The 17,320-nt window shown below is 73.6% G+C and carries 15 protein-coding genes and 1 tRNA gene; 10 read left to right on the forward strand and 6 right to left on the reverse strand.

Annotation, left to right across the window (positions count from 1 at the left end; translation table 11 throughout):
- Positions 1 to 28: 28 nt before the first annotated feature.
- The gene (locus ACZ4Z1_RS06615; RefSeq protein WP_468485472.1) at positions 29 to 766 is read right to left on the reverse strand and encodes an SAM-dependent methyltransferase; all 738 of its coding nucleotides are present in this window, start codon (positions 764 to 766) and stop codon (positions 29 to 31) included.
- A 171-nt stretch (positions 767 to 937) separates the two neighbouring features.
- Positions 938 to 1,810: an SCO6745 family protein gene (locus tag ACZ4Z1_RS06620; protein ID WP_468485473.1), complete on the reverse strand. Its 873-nt coding sequence runs from the start codon at positions 1,808 to 1,810 to the stop codon at positions 938 to 940.
- A 192-nt stretch (positions 1,811 to 2,002) separates the two neighbouring features.
- Between ACZ4Z1_RS06620 and ACZ4Z1_RS06625 the strand changes: the two genes are divergently transcribed.
- The gene (locus ACZ4Z1_RS06625) at positions 2,003 to 2,971 is read left to right on the forward strand and encodes a GlxA family transcriptional regulator (protein ID WP_468485474.1); all 969 of its coding nucleotides are present in this window, start codon (positions 2,003 to 2,005) and stop codon (positions 2,969 to 2,971) included.
- Between the two features lie 50 nt (positions 2,972 to 3,021).
- On the forward strand, positions 3,022 to 3,660 hold the full coding sequence (locus ACZ4Z1_RS06630) for a DJ-1/PfpI family protein (RefSeq protein WP_468485475.1): 639 nt from the start codon (positions 3,022 to 3,024) through the stop codon (positions 3,658 to 3,660).
- Positions 3,661 to 3,689: 29 nt separating this feature from the next.
- On the opposite strand, the gene ACZ4Z1_RS06635 is transcribed toward ACZ4Z1_RS06630, so the two are convergent.
- Positions 3,690 to 5,780, reverse strand: a complete 2,091-nt coding sequence (locus ACZ4Z1_RS06635) for a hypothetical protein (RefSeq protein ID WP_468485476.1) — start codon at positions 5,778 to 5,780, stop codon at positions 3,690 to 3,692.
- Between the two features lie 510 nt (positions 5,781 to 6,290).
- The gene (locus tag ACZ4Z1_RS06640) at positions 6,291 to 7,043 is read right to left on the reverse strand and encodes an enoyl-CoA hydratase/isomerase family protein (protein ID WP_468485477.1); all 753 of its coding nucleotides are present in this window, start codon (positions 7,041 to 7,043) and stop codon (positions 6,291 to 6,293) included.
- Positions 7,044 to 7,136: 93 nt separating this feature from the next.
- Here ACZ4Z1_RS06640 and ACZ4Z1_RS06645 point away from each other — a divergent pair, with 93 nt between their 5' ends.
- The 4 genes from ACZ4Z1_RS06645 (at position 7,137) to ACZ4Z1_RS06660 (ending at position 10,489) form a co-directional block, all read left to right on the forward strand.
- The gene (locus tag ACZ4Z1_RS06645) at positions 7,137 to 8,795 is read left to right on the forward strand and encodes an ABC-F family ATP-binding cassette domain-containing protein (RefSeq protein WP_468485478.1); all 1,659 of its coding nucleotides are present in this window, start codon (positions 7,137 to 7,139) and stop codon (positions 8,793 to 8,795) included.
- 198 nt (positions 8,796 to 8,993) lie between these two features.
- Positions 8,994 to 9,067, forward strand: a tRNA-Met gene (locus ACZ4Z1_RS06650).
- 115 nt (positions 9,068 to 9,182) lie between these two features.
- A complete protein-coding gene (locus ACZ4Z1_RS06655; protein WP_468485479.1) occupies positions 9,183 to 9,851 on the forward strand; it encodes an HdeD family acid-resistance protein in 669 nt (222 codons plus the stop codon).
- Between the two features lie 131 nt (positions 9,852 to 9,982).
- Positions 9,983 to 10,489: an ATP-binding protein gene (locus tag ACZ4Z1_RS06660; protein WP_468485480.1), complete on the forward strand. Its 507-nt coding sequence runs from the start codon at positions 9,983 to 9,985 to the stop codon at positions 10,487 to 10,489.
- Here ACZ4Z1_RS06660 and idi read toward each other — a convergent pair.
- Together idi and ACZ4Z1_RS06670 are read right to left on the reverse strand one after the other, a co-directional pair.
- Positions 10,464 to 11,075, reverse strand: coding sequence for an isopentenyl-diphosphate Delta-isomerase (gene idi, locus ACZ4Z1_RS06665; protein WP_468485481.1), 612 nt, complete (start codon positions 11,073 to 11,075; stop codon positions 10,464 to 10,466). The genes ACZ4Z1_RS06660 and idi overlap by 26 nt on opposite strands.
- A gap of 56 nt (positions 11,076 to 11,131) precedes the next feature.
- Entirely contained in the window at positions 11,132 to 12,076 is a 945-nt protein-coding gene (locus ACZ4Z1_RS06670; RefSeq protein WP_468485482.1) for a cation diffusion facilitator family transporter, read from the reverse strand.
- Between the two features lie 895 nt (positions 12,077 to 12,971).
- Between ACZ4Z1_RS06670 and ACZ4Z1_RS06675 the strand changes: the two genes are divergently transcribed.
- The 4 genes from ACZ4Z1_RS06675 to ACZ4Z1_RS06690 are packed head-to-tail and all read left to right on the forward strand — an operon-like array spanning position 12,972 to position 17,314.
- Complete coding sequence (locus tag ACZ4Z1_RS06675) at positions 12,972 to 14,762, forward strand: DUF5941 domain-containing protein (RefSeq protein WP_468485866.1); 1,791 nt, start codon at positions 12,972 to 12,974, stop codon at positions 14,760 to 14,762.
- Positions 14,759 to 15,508, forward strand: coding sequence for a phosphocholine cytidylyltransferase family protein (locus ACZ4Z1_RS06680; RefSeq protein WP_468485483.1), 750 nt, complete (start codon positions 14,759 to 14,761; stop codon positions 15,506 to 15,508). The genes ACZ4Z1_RS06675 and ACZ4Z1_RS06680 overlap by 4 nt, the downstream gene beginning before the upstream one ends.
- On the forward strand, positions 15,496 to 16,557 hold the full coding sequence (locus ACZ4Z1_RS06685; RefSeq protein WP_468485484.1) for an iron-containing alcohol dehydrogenase family protein: 1,062 nt from the start codon (positions 15,496 to 15,498) through the stop codon (positions 16,555 to 16,557). Before ACZ4Z1_RS06680 ends, ACZ4Z1_RS06685 begins: the two co-directional genes overlap by 13 nt.
- Positions 16,535 to 17,314: a CDP-alcohol phosphatidyltransferase family protein gene (locus tag ACZ4Z1_RS06690; RefSeq protein ID WP_468485485.1), complete on the forward strand. Its 780-nt coding sequence runs from the start codon at positions 16,535 to 16,537 to the stop codon at positions 17,312 to 17,314. The genes ACZ4Z1_RS06685 and ACZ4Z1_RS06690 overlap by 23 nt, the downstream gene beginning before the upstream one ends.
- The last annotated feature ends 6 nt before the right edge of the window (positions 17,315 to 17,320 follow it).

Below are 17,320 nucleotides of genomic sequence, written 5' to 3' on the forward strand. Positions count from 1 at the left end.
GCGGGCCCGCTCCGGTCCGCTCCGGCCCTCAGCCGTCGGTACGGCGCAGTACCAGACTGACGAATCCCCAGCTGTCCCGGTAGTCGCGCAGCCACTCCGTACGGTGGGTGTCGGCCGCCGCGAGCGCTTCGGTACGGTCGGGTCCGTCGGGCTGGTCCAGGGCCCACGAGGCCAGCGATCCCGTCCAGGACCACTCGTAGTCGTCCAGTTCGCGGCGGGTGCTGATATGCCCGTGGACGGGGGTCCACCCGTCGGCGGCGACGCGTTCCAGGGTGGTCGGCAGGTCGGCGAAGTCCCCGAGCATCCCGACGGCTTCCCCGGACGGCGTGCGCTCCCAGAACCCGTCGCCGACCAGGACCCGTCCGCCGGGGGACAGGTGCCCGCGCGCCGCGGCCAGCGTGGGCAGCAGGCCGCCGAAGGCGTGCGCGGCCCCGACGCTGAGCACCAGCCCGAACGGGTGCGGGGAACGGAAGTCCGTGACGTCCTCCCGGTGCAGGACGAGACGGTCCGCGACACCCTGCCCGGCGGCGGCCGTACGGGCGCGCGCCAGGGACTCCGCGCAGACGTCCACACCTTCGGCCCGCACCCCCGGACACCGGGCCAGCGCGCGCAGCAGCCATTCCCCGCCCCCGCAGCCGAGGTCGAGCACGCGCTCGTCGCCGCACGGCAGGGCGTGTTCCAGGAGCCGCCGCACCGAGCCGTCGTCGAGCGGCGCCGCGATCGGGTGGCCGGTGTGGGCGATCCGGGAGATCCGTCGACGGTCCATCGGCGCAGCCTGGCAGCGGCGGCCCGTCCCGCGCACCTGCATTTCTCCGTACGCGGGAGGCCGCACGGGCGTACGGCGGGGCGGGTCAACTGCCGCGCCGTTCCCGCGAGTCCGGGCCTCCCGTGCCGGTCCTGCGGGCCGGGCCGAACGGATCGGCGCGCGCCCGACGGCTCAGCGCTTGCCGAGCAGCTCCTTGGGGAACGCGCCCGCCGCCACCGCGGCCTGCGTGAAGCCGGTGGCCAGTTCGGTGAGCCGGGCCACGTCCGCCGCGCCCAGGTGCTCGTACGGCGCCAGGTCCAGCCGGTCCGTGGTGTCCTCCACGTCCGCGCGCAGCTTGGTGCCCGCCTCGGTCAGGGCGCCCGCCGCGTCCAGGATGCCGCGTTCGCGCAGCCCCTCCTCGGCGGCCTCCCACTCCTCCAGGGACCAGCCGCGGGTCGCCAGGATCCACGAGCGGTCCGCGCCGCGGTCGGTGGCGGTGTGGGTGACCAGCGCCTCCAGGCCGTTCAGCCCGGCGTCCAGCAGCGCCACCAGGTGGCCGTCGCCGCGGTGCTCGCGCAGCAGCGTCGCCGCGTGCCAGTAGGCCAGGTGCGGGGCCTCGGGGACCGGCAGGTCGGCGTGCGAGGCGTACAGCGGCCGGGCGTGCCGGGTGCAGCCCTCGGTGGCGCGCAGCGCCAGCCGGGCCGCCTCGGCCATCTCCGGCGACTCCACCGCGGCGTCGCCGAGCAGCCGCCGCAGGGTGCTGTCGACCGCCCGCAGCCGCGCGGCCAGCACGTCCTCGGGCGAGACGACGGACCAGACCTGCGGTATGTGCCGGGCGACCAGGTCGTACTTGAAGTTGTAGAAGGCCGCGGTGACGGTGCCGGGGCCCACCGCGCCCATGGCCGCGGCGCGGCCGGCGAAGTAGGCGGCGCTGCGGTCCTCGACGCCGAGTGCGGCGAGTTCGGCCGGGAGGTCCGGGGAGAAGTAGACGGTCGAGTGCAGCGGGTTGACGACGTGGTGACAACGTCGGCCGGCGCGCTCCGGGAGCGAGGTCGTGGAGGTCATGCCCGCAGGTTACCGACCCGTTGGTATGGAGGGGAGGGCAGGCCCGCGGCGAGCCGGTCCCCGGCCGTATGCGGCGACGGTCGGGGCGTGCCCGGCGCCCCGCCGATGACCGTGTCCGTCGCCCGCCGATGGCCGTAAAGGTGGGTTATTCGTCATTGCCGCCATCGGGCGCGCCCGCCCAGGATGGTCGCCATGGAACAGCGCGACGTGCTGGTCGTCCTCTTCGAGGGCGTGCAGAGCCTCGATGTCACCGGCCCCCTGGAGGTTTTCACGGGAGCCGCCCTGCGTGCCCCCGGCGCGTACCCGGTCCGTACCGCCTCGCTCGACGGCGCCCCGGTCCGTACGTCCAGCGGGCTGACCGTCACCCCCGACCTCCGGCTGGCCGACGCCGGGCCGCCGCACACCATCCTCGTGCCCGGCGGACGGGGCACCCGGACACCCGACCCGCGCCTCGTCGACTGGCTGCGCGCGAACGCGCCGCGGGCCCGGCGCAAGGTCGCGGTCTGCACCGGGGCGTTCCTGCTCGCCGCCGCCGGGCTGCTCGACGGGCGCCGGGCGACCACCCACTGGACCCGCTGCGACGCGCTCGCCGCGGCGTTCCCCGCCGTACGGGTCGACCCGGAGCCGATCTACGTACGGGACGGCGACGTGGCGACCTCGGCGGGCGTCACGGCGGGCATCGACCTCGCGCTGGCACTGGTGGAGGAGGACCTCGGCCGCGACCTCGCGCTGGACATCGCCCGCCACCTGGTCGTCTTCCTGCGCAGGCCCGGTAACCAGACGCAGTTCAGCGCCCAGCTCGCCGCCCAGACGGCGGACCGGCGCCCGCTGCGCGACGTCCAGCAGTGGATCACCGAGAACCCGGCGGCCGACCTGTCCGTCGAGACGCTCGCCGACCGCGCGGGCCTGTCACCCCGGCACTTCGCCCGCGCGTTCCGCGCCGAGGTCGGCATGACGCCCGGCCGCTACGTCGACCGGATCCGGCTGGAGGCCGCCCGCCGCCTCCTGGAGGACACCACCGACGGCATCGAGGGCATCTCCCGCCGCTGCGGCTACGGCACCCCGGAAGCGATGCGCCGCGCCTTCACCCGCACGCTGGGCGCCGCCCCCGCCGAATACCGCCGCCGCTTCCGGCCCGCCTCCCCGCCGCCGTTCTCCTGACCGGCCGCCCACCCTGCCCGTCACCGCGCCGCACCACCGAAAGGCACACCATGCAGATCGCCATCCTCCTTTACGACCGCTTCACCGCCCTGGACGCCGTCGGCCCGTACGACACCCTCAGCCGCCTCCCGGGCGCCGAGACCGTCTTCGTCGCCGGGCGCACCGGAGAACACCGCAACGACAACGGCACCCTCGCCCTGACCGCCGACGCCGTCCTGTCCGAGGTCACCGCCCCGGACGTGCTCGTCGTACCCGGCGGCCCCGGCCAGGCCGCGCTGATGGACGACGGCCCGCTGCACGACTGGATCCGCGCCGTGGACACCCGCACCATCTGGACGACCTCCGTCTGCACCGGCTCGCTGATCCTCGCCGCCGCCGGGCTCCTCAAGGGCCGCCGCGCCACCTCGCACTGGCTCGCCCTGGAACAGCTCCCGTCCCACGGCGCCGAACCGACCGGCGAGCGCGTCGTCTTCGACGGCAAGTACGTGACCGCCGCCGGTGTGTCCTCCGGCATCGACATGGGTCTCGCGCTGGCGGGCCGGATCGCCGGCGACATCCGAGCGCAGACCATCCAGCTCGGCATCGAGTACGACCCGCAGCCGCCGTACGACGCGGGATCGCCGGAGAAGGCCCCGGCCGGGATCACGGCGGCGATGCGGGCCCGGAGCCGGTTCGTCCTGGAGGGGTGATACCTGGCGGCGACCGAGCCGTACAGCCGCTACGTCGGCTCCGGCCCGCCGCCCTCCAGCTCCTCCTGCCACAGCAGCTCCGTCAACCGGGCGACCCCGGCGGCCAGATGACGCCGGTACGTCGTCATCGGCAGGCGCAGCAGCTCCGCGGCGCGCGCCTGGGTGCCGGCCGGGCGCAGATACGTGTGGTGCAGCACCCGGAAGGCCCAGCGGTCCTGCGGTGACGCCTCCAGTGCCGCCGCGGCCGCGCGGACCGCTTCCCGCAGCGCCGCCACCCGCTCCTTCGGAGCCGTCCCGCCCGCCGGGTCCGCCGCGCACCGCCCGGCCACCAGACGCGTCTCCAGCAGCGGTGAGTCCCGCAGCCCGTCCGGCCGTACGAGCTGCCGCAGCGCGTCCCGCACGGCCGCCGCGAAGGCCTCCCGGTCCAGCACTCGCAAGGGGACCGACATGACGGGCGGGCCCACGGTGAACGGGTCCTCGGCCCGTTCCCGCTCGGTCAGCATTGCCAGCCACGCCAGCCCCGGCACCCGCCGCCAGTCGTGCACGAACATCCCGAACCGGCGCCCGCCGGAGGTGAAGTCCGCCGCGGGCAGCCGGGCGAAGTCCACGTACGCGCAGCACGGCTCCCAGAACTCCGGGTCGGCGAACGGCAGCAGCGTCACGGCGGGCCGGTGACCGGTGAGGCAGTGGTGCGTCAGACGCAGTGTGATCAGCCTCTGCACGGGGGAGACGGTCTGGTACTCGTCGCGGCTCATCCAGAACCGGACCAGCAACGCCGTCTCCCCGCCCCGCAGTTCACCGTGCGCGTCCAGCCAGCGGCAGGCCGCCCGTACCGCCGGATCGTCCGGCGCGCCCGGCGGGGGAGCGCCGCCCAGCTCGATCAGTGTGTAGAAGCCGGCCGTCACCCCGTCCGGTCCGCGCACGGTGTACGTCGCCGCCTCCGGGCACCGCGACCAGTCGTGCACCAGCCGCGCCGCCTCGATCCCCTCGTGGATCGCGGCGACCGTGCACGCTTCCACCAGCTCGCCGCCGGTCACCGGCCCCGGCGAGACGGTCAGCCGGTCCAGCCGGGCCGCGCCCGCCGCACCGCGCGCCACCGGCTCCAGCAGCGGCCCGACCACCGGACTGTCCCGGTGCAGGTACGCGAAGTCCGCGAGCACCGCCCGCTGCCGCCCCCGGTCGTCCTCCTGGGTGAACAGCCGCTGGTAGTACGCGCTCGCCCGGCGGTGCAGTGCCACCCTGCGCTCCGGGTCGCGCCGGCGCAGCTCCGCGTCCAGCGCGTCCCGCACCAGGTCGTGCGGGCACACCCCGCGGGCCCCGCTCTCCATGGCGGACAGCCCGCACAGCCAGTCGAAGTACGGCCCGGCGTCGGCCACGTCCAGCAGCGCGGCCAGCAGCGGCTCCGTCGTCGAGAGCACCTGCGAGGACGCCTCCAGCGCGGTCCGGTGCAGCGGCGTGGGCACCGCTTCCAGCAGGCTGGCCAGCAAACCCCGTACGACCTGCGGCGACGGCTCGGGCCCGGCCGCCTCCCCGCCGAGCGCGGCGACGTCCGCCACCAGCGCGAGCGCCAGCGGATACCCGCGGGTGAAGGCCAGTCCCTGCTCCTGCACGGCGGGCGGCACGCCGCGCCGGGTGAGCAGCTCCCGGCTGTCCGCCTCGTCCAGCGGGCCGAGCGGCAGCAGGCGCAGCAGCCCCTGCCAGGCCGGATCCAGGCGCCAGGACAGCGGCGGCGCCGTACGGCAGGCCAGCGCGACCACCGCGTCGGCGGGCAGCCGGGGCAGCAGCTCGCGGTGCACGGCCTCGCCCGCCGCCCGCGCGTCGTCCAGGCCGTCGATGAGCAGCACCAGGTCCGGCCGGTCCGGGATGCGCTCCGCCAGCTCCTCCTCGCAGGAGCGCACTCCGGACGCCTCCAGCCGTACGGCGGGCCGCCCGGCGCGCCCGGCGAGCTGCGCGAAGTGGTGCAGCAGGGTGGTCTTCCCGATGCCGCCGGGACCGTGCACGTACACCACCGCGCCGCGGCCGGCGGCCAGCAGCTCGCGGAAGACGGCCGCCTCACCGCGGCGGCCGACGAAGTCCTCTTCGCGCGCCGTCGCGAGCCGGTCGCCCAACCGGTCGGTCACCCGTCAAGTATGTCGCCGAGGCGGCCGGAACGGACCCGCATCGGACGGGAAACGGACACCCGCCGGTCTGCTTTCCGGGCGGCGGCCGCCCGTAGCTTTCCGGTGTCGGTCCATCCGGCGACTCAAGGGGGGCAGAACGGATGAACCGCAGGATCACCACCGCCGTGGGCACCGTGTGCGCAGGGGCCGCGGCCGCGCAGTTCCACTGCGGCACGCTGCACCCGGAGGCCGGCGCTGCGTGCAGCAGTCCGCCCAGCACACGGTGCGGGCGGACGGCAAGGCCACCGGCCAAGGTGCCAAGTTCAAGCTCCAGTACCAGGACGCGACCGTACCGGGCACCGGCTCGCCCGGCCTGGCCACCGCGTACGGCGCGGAACTGCGCGACACCTGGGCCGGCCGGCCCGGCGCGGGCGACTGCACCGCCTGCGCCACCGACAACGGCACGGTCGGCACGAACGTGCGTCCGACGCTGAAGGCGGGGTGGGACGACCCGTCTGCCCGTGGCCCGTATCACCGGGCCGTCCAGGTGAAACGCGGCGTCCGGCGTTCGAGGAAAGCGGCGACACCCTCCGCGGTGTCGCCGCTCTCTCCCGCCTGCGCCTCCCAGTGGGCCACCCGCTCCGCGTCGGCGGGACCGTCCGCGAACTCCTTCGCCGCGGCCTGCGTCAGCTGCGACCGGCTCGCCAGTACGGCCGTGAAGGCCGCCACCCGCTTGTCCAGCTCGCCCTCGGGCAGCACCTCGTCCAGCAGTCCGGTCCGCAGCGCCCGCGCACAGTCGATCAACTCGCCCGAGAACAGCAGGTACTTGGCGGCCGAGGGGCCCACCAGGCGCACCAGCCGCCGGGTGGCGGAGGCCGGGTAGACGATCCCCAGCTTCGCGGGCGTCACCCCGAACAGGGCGCCCTCCTCCGCGAACCGCAGGTCGCACGCCGCCGCCAGCTGGCAGCCGCCGCCCACGCAGTACCCGCGTACCGCCGCGAGCGTCGGCTTCGGGAACGCCGCGAGCGCCTCCTCGGCAGCCGTCGCCAGCCCCTTCTCCGCCCCCGCCGACCCGCGCAGTGACCCGATGTCCGCACCGGCGCAGAAGGTGTCGCCCGCCCCGGTCAGCACCAGCACCCGTACGGCACGGTCCGCCGCCAGCCGTTCCAGCAGCGGCGGCAGTTGCCCCCACATCCCCGTCGTCATGGCGTTGCGCTTGGCGGGGTGGCTGAGGGTGACGGTCGCTGTGCTGCCGCTGACGTGCGTGACGATGCCCGGTTCCATGCCCCGGATGGTAGGACGGCCGGCGTCCGGACCGCCGGGCGGCCGATATCGGGAAGACCGCTCCACGGCGGTCCGGCTACGATCGGCGGCCTGATGTCTTCCTCCGCCGCCACCCTCGTAGTCAAGTCCCTCGCCGCCGGCCACGGCGAGCGCGTCCTGTTCTCCGGCCTCGACCTCGTGGTCGCGCCAGGGGACGTCGTCGGCCTGGTCGGTGCCAACGGCGCCGGCAAGTCCACGCTGCTGCGCCTGCTGGCCGGGCTGGACACCCCGGAGGAGGGCCGGCTGGCCCTCAGCCCGCCCACCGCCACCGTCGGCCACCTCCCGCAGGAGCCCGACCGCCGCCCCGGAGAGTCGGTACGCGCCTTCCTGGCCCGCCGCACCGGCGTCACCGCCGCCCAGGCCGCCCTGGACGCCGCCACCGAGGCCCTGGTCGAGGAACGGCCCGGCGCCGACGACGCGTACGCCACCGCCCTGGAGCGCTGGCTCTCCCTCGGCGCCGCCGACCTCGACGAACGCGCCGAGGAGACGGCCGGCCAGCTCGGCCTCGCGATCGGCCTCGACCAGCCGATGACCTCCCTGTCCGGCGGCCAGGCCGCCCGCGCCTCCCTCGCCTCGCTGCTGCTCTCCCGTTACGACGTCTTCCTGCTGGACGAGCCCACCAACGACCTCGACCTGGACGGCCTGGCCCGGCTGGAGGAGTTCGTCACCGGCCTGCGCGCCGGCACGGTCCTGGTCAGCCACGACCGCGAGTTCCTGACCCGCACGGTCAGCCGCGTCGTCGAACTGGACCTCGCCCAGCAGCAGGTCAACACCTTCGGCGGCGGCTACACCGCGTATCTGGAGGAGCGCGAGCGGGCCCGGCGCCACGCCCGCGAGGAGTACGAGGAGTACGCGGACACCAGGGCGGCCCTCGAAACGCGCGCCCGCACCCAGCGCAACTGGATGGAGAAGGGCGTCAAGAACGCCCGGCGCAAGGCCACCGACAACGACAAGATCGGCCGCAAGTTCCGCACGGAGTCCACCGAGAAGCAGGCGGCCAAGGCCAAGCAGACCCAGCGCATGATCGAGCGCCTGGACGCCGGCGCCGTCGAGGAACCGCGCAAGGAGTGGGAACTGCGCATGGAGATCGCCGCCGCGCCCCGTGCCGGCGCGGTCGTGGCCACCCTGCGCGGCGCCGAGGTACGGCGCGGCGGCTTCCGCTTCGGCCCGGTGGACCTCCAGATCGACTGGGCGGACCGGGTCGCCGTCACCGGCCCCAACGGCTCCGGCAAGTCCACCCTGCTCGCCGCCCTGCTGGGCCGGCTGCCGCTGGACGCCGGACACGCCTCCCTGGGGCCCGGCGTCGTCGTCGGCGAGGTCGACCAGGCCCGCGGCGCCTTCCTCGGCGACGAGCCGCTGGCGGACGCCTTCCGTACGGCCGTACCGGATCTGACCCCGGCCGACGTACGGACCCTCCTCGCCAAGTTCGGCCTCAAGGCGGCCCACGTGCTGCGGCCCGCCTCGACCCTCTCCCCGGGCGAGCGCACCCGCGCCGCCCTCGCCCTCCTCCAGGGCCGCGGCGTCAACCTCCTGGTCCTGGACGAGCCGACCAACCACCTCGACCTGCCGGCGATCGAACAACTGGAATCCGCCCTCGCGTCCTACCAGGGCACGCTGCTCCTGGTGACGCACGACCGGCGGATGCTGGAGGCGGTGCACACCGACCGGCGCATCGAGGTCGAGGAGGGGCGGATCGCGGAGCGCGTTCTCTGAGGGCTCTGCCCGACGCGTACGGGGGCGGGCTCGGCCGCCCGGGACGGACGCGCCTGACGGCAGGCGGTGGCAGCGCGCCCCGGCGGCGGGGCCGTGCCACTGGGCCGCTGTCTCAGGCGCCCGGCGCGGCCCGCAGCTCCCGCCCGGCCCCGCGATTTGGCGTACGGCCCCGGTGCCCCGTAAGGTGGTGAAAACCGACGCGGGGTGGAGCAGCTCGGTAGCTCGCTGGGCTCATAACCCAGAGGTCGCAGGTTCAAATCCTGTCCCCGCTACTTCCGCAGCAGGCCCGGCGCTCTTCGTGAGCACCGGGCCTGCTGTCGTGCGCGCGCTGCCGTCCGGTCCCGAAAGAGGTATACCGGGACAAAGGCGTCCGTGAGGAGGGCCGTGATGCTCGGCAGAAGCAGATCCTCGAAGCCTTCGGCGGGTACGACGCCGCCGGGGACGCAGGCGGCGGGTGAGCTGAGACGCAGCTTCGGCCTGCTGGCCGTGCTCGGGGCGATCCTGGTGATCTCCGGTCTGGTGGGCCTCGTGTACGTCGGTTTCGCGACGCTCACCTCGATGCTGCTCTTCGGATGGCTGCTGCTGATCGGCGGCGTGGTCGGGCTGCTGCACGCGATCCAGTCGCGCGGATCCAGTTTCTTCTGGCTCGCGGTGATCGTGGCGGCGCTGAACATCGCCGCGGGGGTGGTCGTCGTCCGCCAGCCGGAGGTGGCCGCGGCGGGGCTGACGATGTTCGCGGCGCTGCTGTTCCTCACCGGCGGTGTGTTCCGGCTGGTCGGCGGCGTGGTCGTACGGGGGCCGCAGTTCGGCTGGACGCTGGTGCAGGGAGCCTTCGGCATCCTGCTGGGGGTGCTGGTGCTCGGCGACTGGCCGCACAGCAGCCGGTACGTGATCGGCTGTTTCTTCTCCCTGGCGCTGCTCTTCGACGGGCTCGGGCTGATCGCGATGGGCGTCGGAGGCCGGCGGATCGTCGGTATGGTGACGGGCGGGCAGGGTCCGCGGACGGGCGCACCGGACGCCACCGGGCGCCCACCGGCCTCGTCCGGCAATCCTTGAACACGAAACAAAAAAGCCAGGATCAGTCGAAGGTCTGATGGCCGATTGCGGAATCGGTCAGAAGGCGTCGATAGAAGCTGACTTGTGTTCAGCGGGTCGGTCCTGACCAGCTCACAACCAACACTCGGAGGGTGAGGACGCCTTCCGGCCCCCCGGCCGACCCCCCCGAGGAGCTGACTGCCGCGCGCGCGTACGAAGGTGTCTGGCGCTTCACCGCACCGGCACTGGAGTCGTCGGTGCCCCAGGCACGCCACGCGGTCCGGGACCTGCTCGCACGGCAGCACGTACCCGCGGCCGCCGAGATCCTGGACGCCCTGATGCTGATCGTCTCCGAACTGGTCACCAACGCCGTGCAGCACGCCGCACTGCTCTCCCCCGAGATCACCGTCGAGATCACGGTCGGCGCCGACTGGGTCCGGGTCGCCGTGGAGGACGACCACCCGTACCGCCCCAAGGCCGTCGAGGCGGGCGAGGGCGACATCGGCGGGCGCGGCCTGTGGCTGGTCAAGATGCTCACGGCCGAGGCAGGCGGCAAGTGCGACGTCGAGCACACGGCGAGCGGCGGTAAGGCGGTCTGGGCCGAACTGCCGCTCGCCCCGCCGGCGAGCGGACCTACCAGCCCGCCGCGGGCCCGGTGAGCTCCCGCACCGCGGGCCTGGCCGCGTCCAGCACGGTCATGAACCACGCCGAGAACGGCGCCTGCTCATGCCGCTCGGCCAGCTCCTGAGGCGTCACGAACGCGATCTCGCCGACCTCCTCGGGGTCCGGCTCCGGCGCGGCCTGCACGAGCCCCACGAACAGGTGGTTGTACTCCTGCTCGACCAGCCCCGACTCCGGGTCCGGGTGGTTGTAGCGGACCGTACCGGCCTCGCCGAGCAGCGCCGGGGCGACGCCCAGCTCCTCGGCGGTGCGCCGCGCCGCCGCGGCGAACGGCGTCTCACCCGGGTACGGATGGCCGCAGCAGGTGTTGGACCAGACACCGGGGGAGTGGTACTTGCCCAGCGCCCGCCGCTGGAGCAGCAGCCGCCCTCTGTCGTCGAAGAGGAAGACCGAGAACGCCCGGTGCAGCAGACCGGGCGGCTGGTGGGCGGCGAGCTTCTCCTCGGTGCCGATCGTCGTGCCGTTCTCGTCGACAAGCTCCAGCAAGATCGGTTCGGCGGTGCCGCCCGGTGGGTTCACCGCCGTGGTTCCGGCGGTCTGTCCATTGGCAGGTGTGATCGGCATGCCCATCCTTGTCGTCGGTCTCCTCGCCGCTCAAGTCTGCCCTAGCCGCGCCCGCATCATGGGCACAGCTGCGCCTCGTGCGCCGCGTGGCCGCCCGGTTCGAGCTGGAAGGTGCAGTGTCCGACGTCGAAGTGCCCGGCCAGGCAGCCGCGCAGGGTGTGCAGCAGCTTCTCGTGCCCCACCGCGTCCAGTACGTCCGGTGCGACGACCACATGGGCCGAGAGCACCGGCATTCCGGACGTGATCGTCCAGGCGTGCAGGTCGTGGACGTCCTCGACGCCCGGAAGCGCCAGCAGGTGCGCCCGCACCTCTGTCATGTCCACTCCCTTGGGGGCGGCCTCCAGCAGCACGTCCAGGGACTCGCGGAACAGCTTCCAGGTACGCGGCACGATCATCAGCCCGATCACGATGGACGCGATCGGGTCGGCCGCCGACCACCCCGTGAGGGTGACCAGCAGCGCCGCCACGACGACCGCCACCGACCCCAGCGCGTCCGCCATCACCTCCAGGAACGCGCCCCGCACGTTGAGGCTGTCGCGCTGCCCGCGCATCAGCAGAAACAGCGACACCAGGTTCGCCACCAGACCGACGGCGCCGAAGGCCATGGTCGTACCGCCCTCGATCCCGACCGGCTCGAAGAACCGCGGCACCGCCGTGACCAGCACGTATCCGCCGACGCCGAACAGCAGCAAGGCATTGGCCACCGCCGCGAGGATCTCGGCACGGGCGAGCCCGAACGTGCGCTGCGGCGACGGCGGCCGGTTCGCGAAGCGGATCGCGACCAGCGCCATCGTCAGCCCCACCACGTCGGTGGCCATGTGCCCCGCGTCGGCGAGCAGGGCCAGTGAGCCGGTGACGGCACTGCCGATGATCTCGGCGACCATCACGGCCGACGTCAGCGCCAGCGCTCCCCGCAGCCGCCCGCGGTACGCCGCGGCTGCCGTACCGGTCCCCGCACCACCCGCCGGCCCGCCGGTTCCGTGGTCGTGTCCTGCGCCCATGCCGTACGCCTCCCGTCCGAGACACCACGCCCGCGCCGTCCGGCCGATGCCGCCGACCCTTGCAGTGAACTACGGGTGGGGGGTATGTGGCAACGCGGGGCTGAACACCGTTGTCATGTCGCTGACCTGCGGCAATGCGGAGCGCTGGTTTGTCGGTGACTGCCCCGCCTGTCGCCGACCGCCCGGCGTGGTGACCGTCCGGTCTCGCGCCTGCCGGCGGTCCGCCACCCCTCGCGCCTGCCGTTCGTCCCCCCGTCCGCCGGCCGTCCCCCCCGCTCGCCCGCCGTCCGTCTCCTGTCTGCTTCGCCTGTCGGCGTCCGTTCGCCCCGCCTGCCGACGTTCCCCGTCGGCAGTACGCCTCCCTGTCCGCGGCGCGACTCTTCACCCGCAGTGCGCCTCCCTGCCTGCCTGCCGACCACTGCCTTGCGCTTCCCGCCCGCTCCGCTTGGGTAGACCCCCGGTGGGGGAATGTGGCGTTCGATTTGACCTGTAGGGGCGCTGCGGGCCGCCAGGAATCCGAAGAGCTGCCAGGGACGCGAGCGCCCCCGCCCCCCGGAGTCGACCACCGTGGCCCCACCCACGCCAGCCCGCCAGCCAGCCATGCGGCAATCCGCCCACACGTGACCAGCCGGCCCATAACCGGCACGGTGTCCGGGCGTCAGTTGTTCCCGGGTGCGTTGATCGACCATGATGATCGCGGCAGGCGCAGCCCGCGGTCACTCGATCGTGCGGTGAATGCGCGGTGAACGGCCGCATCCGGCGATCCGATAGCCTCTGCCGACGTGCCCACCCACCCTCTCGGGGGCGCCGGTGTGCCACGCCCGCTGCCCGGGTAGCCCGTATCGAATGCGGACCGACCGGCGCGGCCTCGCCAGTTTCCAAGGAGTGAGTTCGTCTGTCGACCGCCATCCTCACCGGTCCGCCGGTCGCCGGGTCGCCGCTCGAAGCCGCCCTGCGCTCGCTGGGTTTCGACGTCCGTACGGCGGACGGGGCCGCGGCCGTGGCCGACGCGCTCGCCACGGTCCCGGCCGATGAACGCGTTGCCGTCGTCGACCCCCGTTTCGTGGGTCACCTGCACAGCCTCCGGCTGGCGCTGACCGACCCGCGCTTCCCGGCCGCCGCCGTACCGGGCGCCGTCACCGCGCAGCCCGAGGCGCGTGCCGCGCTCCAGCGCGCCGCCACCGCGGTCCCCGCCGGGCCCGGCACCCGCTACCGCGTGGACGTTCTCCCGGACGCGCTCGCCGAGACGATGGAGGCGGAGGACGCCGCGCCGCAGCGCGTCGAGCTGGGCAGCCTGGTCGCGACCGTGCCGCTGACGCCCGCCGAGCGCGCCACGGCCGAGGAGGCCGTCGCCGCCGTCGATGACGAGGCCGTACGGCTGCGTACCGCCGTGAAGGCCCGCGACGGCTTCTTCACCACCTTCTGCATCAGCCCGTACTCCCGCTACCTCGCCCGCTGGTGCGCGCGCCGCGGCCTGACCCCGAACCAGGTCACCACGGCGTCGCTGCTCACCGCGGTGATCGCGGCGGGCTGCGCGGCCACCGGCAGCCGCGGCGGCTTCATCGCCGCCGGCCTGCTGCTGATCTTCTCCTTCGTCCTGGACTGCACCGACGGGCAGCTCGCCCGCTACTCGCTGCAGTACTCGACGATGGGCGCCTGGCTCGACGCGACCTTCGACCGCGCGAAGGAGTACGCGTATTACGCGGGCCTCGCGCTCGGCGCGGCGCGCGGCGGTGACGACGTGTGGGCGCTGGCCCTGGGGGCCATGGTGCTCCAGACCTGCCGGCATGTCGTCGACTTCTCCTTCAACGAGGCGAACCACGACGCCACGGGCAACACGAGTCCCACCGCGGCCCTGTCCGACCGGCTCGACAGCGTCGGCTGGACGGTCTGGGTACGCCGGATGATCGTGCTGCCCATCGGCGAGCGCTGGGCCATGATCGCCGTACTGACCGCCTGCACCACCCCGCGCATCGTCTTCTACGCGCTGCTCGTCGGCTGCGCCCTGGCCGCCTGCTACACCACGGCGGGCCGGGTGCTGCGTTCGCTTACCCGGCGCGCCCGCCGCACCGACCGCGCCGCGGCCGCGCTCGCCGACCTGGCCGATTCCGGCCCGCTCGCGCTGCTGTCCAAGGGGCCGGCCGCCGGCGGTCCGGTCACCGCGCCCGTCATGGCCTTCGCGGGCGTGGCGTTCCTCATGGCGCAGCTGACGTGGAGCGACGCCGGCAGCTGGTGGCCGGTGGTGGGCGCGGCCGTGTACGCGGCGTTCGCCGGCGCCGCCGTCGCCCGCCCGCTCAAGGGCCCGCTCGACTGGCTGGTGCCGCCGCTGTTCCGCGTGGGCGAATACGTCGCCATCCTGGTGGTGGCGGCCCGCTCGGACGCCGACCAGGCGCTGCCCGCGGCGTTCGGGCTGGTCGCGGCGGTCGCCTACCATCACTACGACACCGTCTACCGCATCCGCGTCGGCACGGGGGCCCCGCCGCGATGGCTGGTGCGGGCGGCCGGCGGGCACGAGGGGCGCACGCTGCTCGTCGTCCTGCTCGCGGCCCTGCTGCACGGCTCAGGTTTCACAATCGCGCTGACGGTCCTGGCACTGGTCCTGGCGCTGCTGGTGCTCGTGGAGAGCATCCGCTTCTGGGTGTCCTCCCAAGCACCCGCCGTACACGATGAAGGAGAACCCGCATGATCGGCCTCGTGCTGGCCGCCGGCGCCGGACGGCGTCTGCGTCCCTACACCGACACCCTGCCCAAGGCCCTGGTGCCGGTGGACCCCGCGGGAGAAGGGTCCACGACCATCCTGGACCTCACCCTCGGCAACTTCGCCGAGATCGGCCTGACCGAGGTCGCGATCATCGTCGGCTACCGCAAGGAGGCCGTGTACGAGCGCAAGGCGGAGCTGGAGGCCAAGTACGGGCTCAAGCTCACCCTCATCGACAACGACAAGGCCGAGGAGTGGAACAACGCCTACTCCCTGTGGTGCGGCCGGGACGCGATCAAGCACGACGTGATCCTCGCCAACGGTGACACCGTGCACCCGGTCTCCGTCGAGCGGACCCTGCTCGCCGCGCGCGGCGACGGCAAGAAGATCATCCTGGCGCTGGACACGGTCAAGCAGCTCGCCGACGAGGAGATGAAGGTCGTCGTCGACCCCGACAAGGGCGTCCAGAAGATCACGAAGCTGATGGACCCCGCCGAGGCCACCGGCGAGTACATCGGCGTCACCCTCATCGAGGGCTCGGCCGCCGAGGAGCTGGCGGACGCGCTGAAGACCACCTTCGAGCGCGACCCCGACCTGTACTACGAGGACGGCTACCAGGAGCTGGTCAACCGCGGCTTCAAGGTGGACGTGGCGCCGATCGGCGAGGTCGCGTGGGTCGAGATCGACAACCACGACGACCTCGCGAAGGGCCGTGAGATCGCATGCCGGTACTGACCCGCCTGATTCCGTCCCCGGTCGTCGTCGACATCAGCGCCGGCGCACTGGACGACCTGGCGGGCCTGCTGGCCGATCAGCGCATCTCCGCGTCCGGGAAGCTGGCCGTCGCCATCAGCGGCGGCTCCGGCGCCCGGCTGCGGGAGCGGCTGGCTCCCGCGCTGCCCGGCGCCGACTGGTACGAGGTCGGCGGCGGCACGCTGGACGACGCGATCAAGCTCGGCGACGCCATGAAGAAGGGCCGCTACGACGCGGTCGTGGGCCTGGGCGGCGGCAAGATCATCGACTGTGCGAAGTACGCGGCGGCCCGGATCGGCCTGCCGCTGGTCGCCGTCGCGACGAACCTGTCGCACGACGGCCTGTGCTCGCCGGTGGCGACCCTCGACAACGACGCGGGCCGCGGCTCCTACGGTGTGCCCAACCCGATCGCCGTGGTGATCGACCTGGACGTCATCCGCGAGGCCCCGGTCCGCTTCGTACGGTCCGGGATCGGCGACGCCATCTCCAACATCTCCGCCGTCGCGGACTGGGAGCTGTCGCACCGCGAGACCGGCGAGGACATCGACGGGCTGGCCGCCGCCATGGCGCGCCAGGCCGGCGAGGCCGTGCTGCGCCACCCCGGCGGCGTCGGCGACGACGGCTTCCTCCAGGTGCTGGCCGAGGGCCTGGTCCTCACCGGCATCTCGATGTCCGTGGCCGGCGACAGCCGCCCGGCCTCCGGCGCCTGCCACGAGATCAACCACGCCTTCGACCTCCTGTACCCCAAGCGGGCGGCGAGCCACGGCGAGCAGTGCGGCCTCGGCGCCGCCTTCGCCACGCACCTGCGCGGGGACAAGGAGACCTGCAGGCTGATGATCGAGGTGCTGCGGCGGCACGGCCTGCCGGTGACGCCCGGCGAGATCGGCTTCAGCGACGAGGAGTTCGTCGAGGCCGTCGCCTACGCGCCGCAGACCCGCCCCGGCCGCTACACGATCCTCGAACACCTCGACCTGTCCACCGACCAGATCAGGGACGCATACGCCGACTATGCACAAGCCGTCCGTAGCTGAACTCCGCCCGGTCGTGCACCCCGAGGGTGTCAAGGACCGGCGCAGCGGTGAGCACTGGGCCGGTCGCCTGTACATGCGGGAAATCTCGCTGCGCTGCGACCGGTACCTGGTGAACACCAGGATCACGCCCAACCAGCTGACCTATGTGATGACCCTCTTCGGTGTCCTCGCGGCACCGGCCCTGCTGGTGCCGGGCGTCTGGGGGGCCGTGCTCGGGGTGCTGATGGTCCAGCTCTACCTGCTGCTCGACTGCGTCGACGGCGAGGTGGCCCGCTGGAAGAAGCAGTTCTCGCTCGGCGGGGTGTACCTGGACCGGGTCGGCGCCTACCTCACCGACGCCGCCGTACTGGTCGGCTTCGGCCTGCGCGCCGCCGACCTGTGGGGCTCCGGGCGGATCGACTGGCTGTGGGCCTTCCTGGGTACCCTCGCCGCCCTCGGCGCGATCCTGATCAAGGCCGAGACCGACCTGGTCGGTGTCGCCCGCCACCAGGGCGGGCTGCCGCCGGTCAAGGAGGCGGCGTCCGAGCCGCGCTCGTCCGGCATGGCGCTGGCCCGCAAGGCCGCCGCGGCGCTCAAGTTCCACCGGCTGATCCTCGGCATCGAGGCGTCGCTGGTGATCCTGCTCCTGGCGGTCGTGGACGCGGTCCGGGGCGACCTGTTCTTCTCGCGGCTCGGCGTCGCGGTGATGGCCGGCATCGCGCTCCTGCAGACCGTGCTCCACCTGGTGTCCATCCTCGCCTCCAGCAGGCTCAAGTGACGGGGG

The sequence above is a fragment of the Streptomyces sp. NPDC030165 genome, assembly GCF_055573595.1.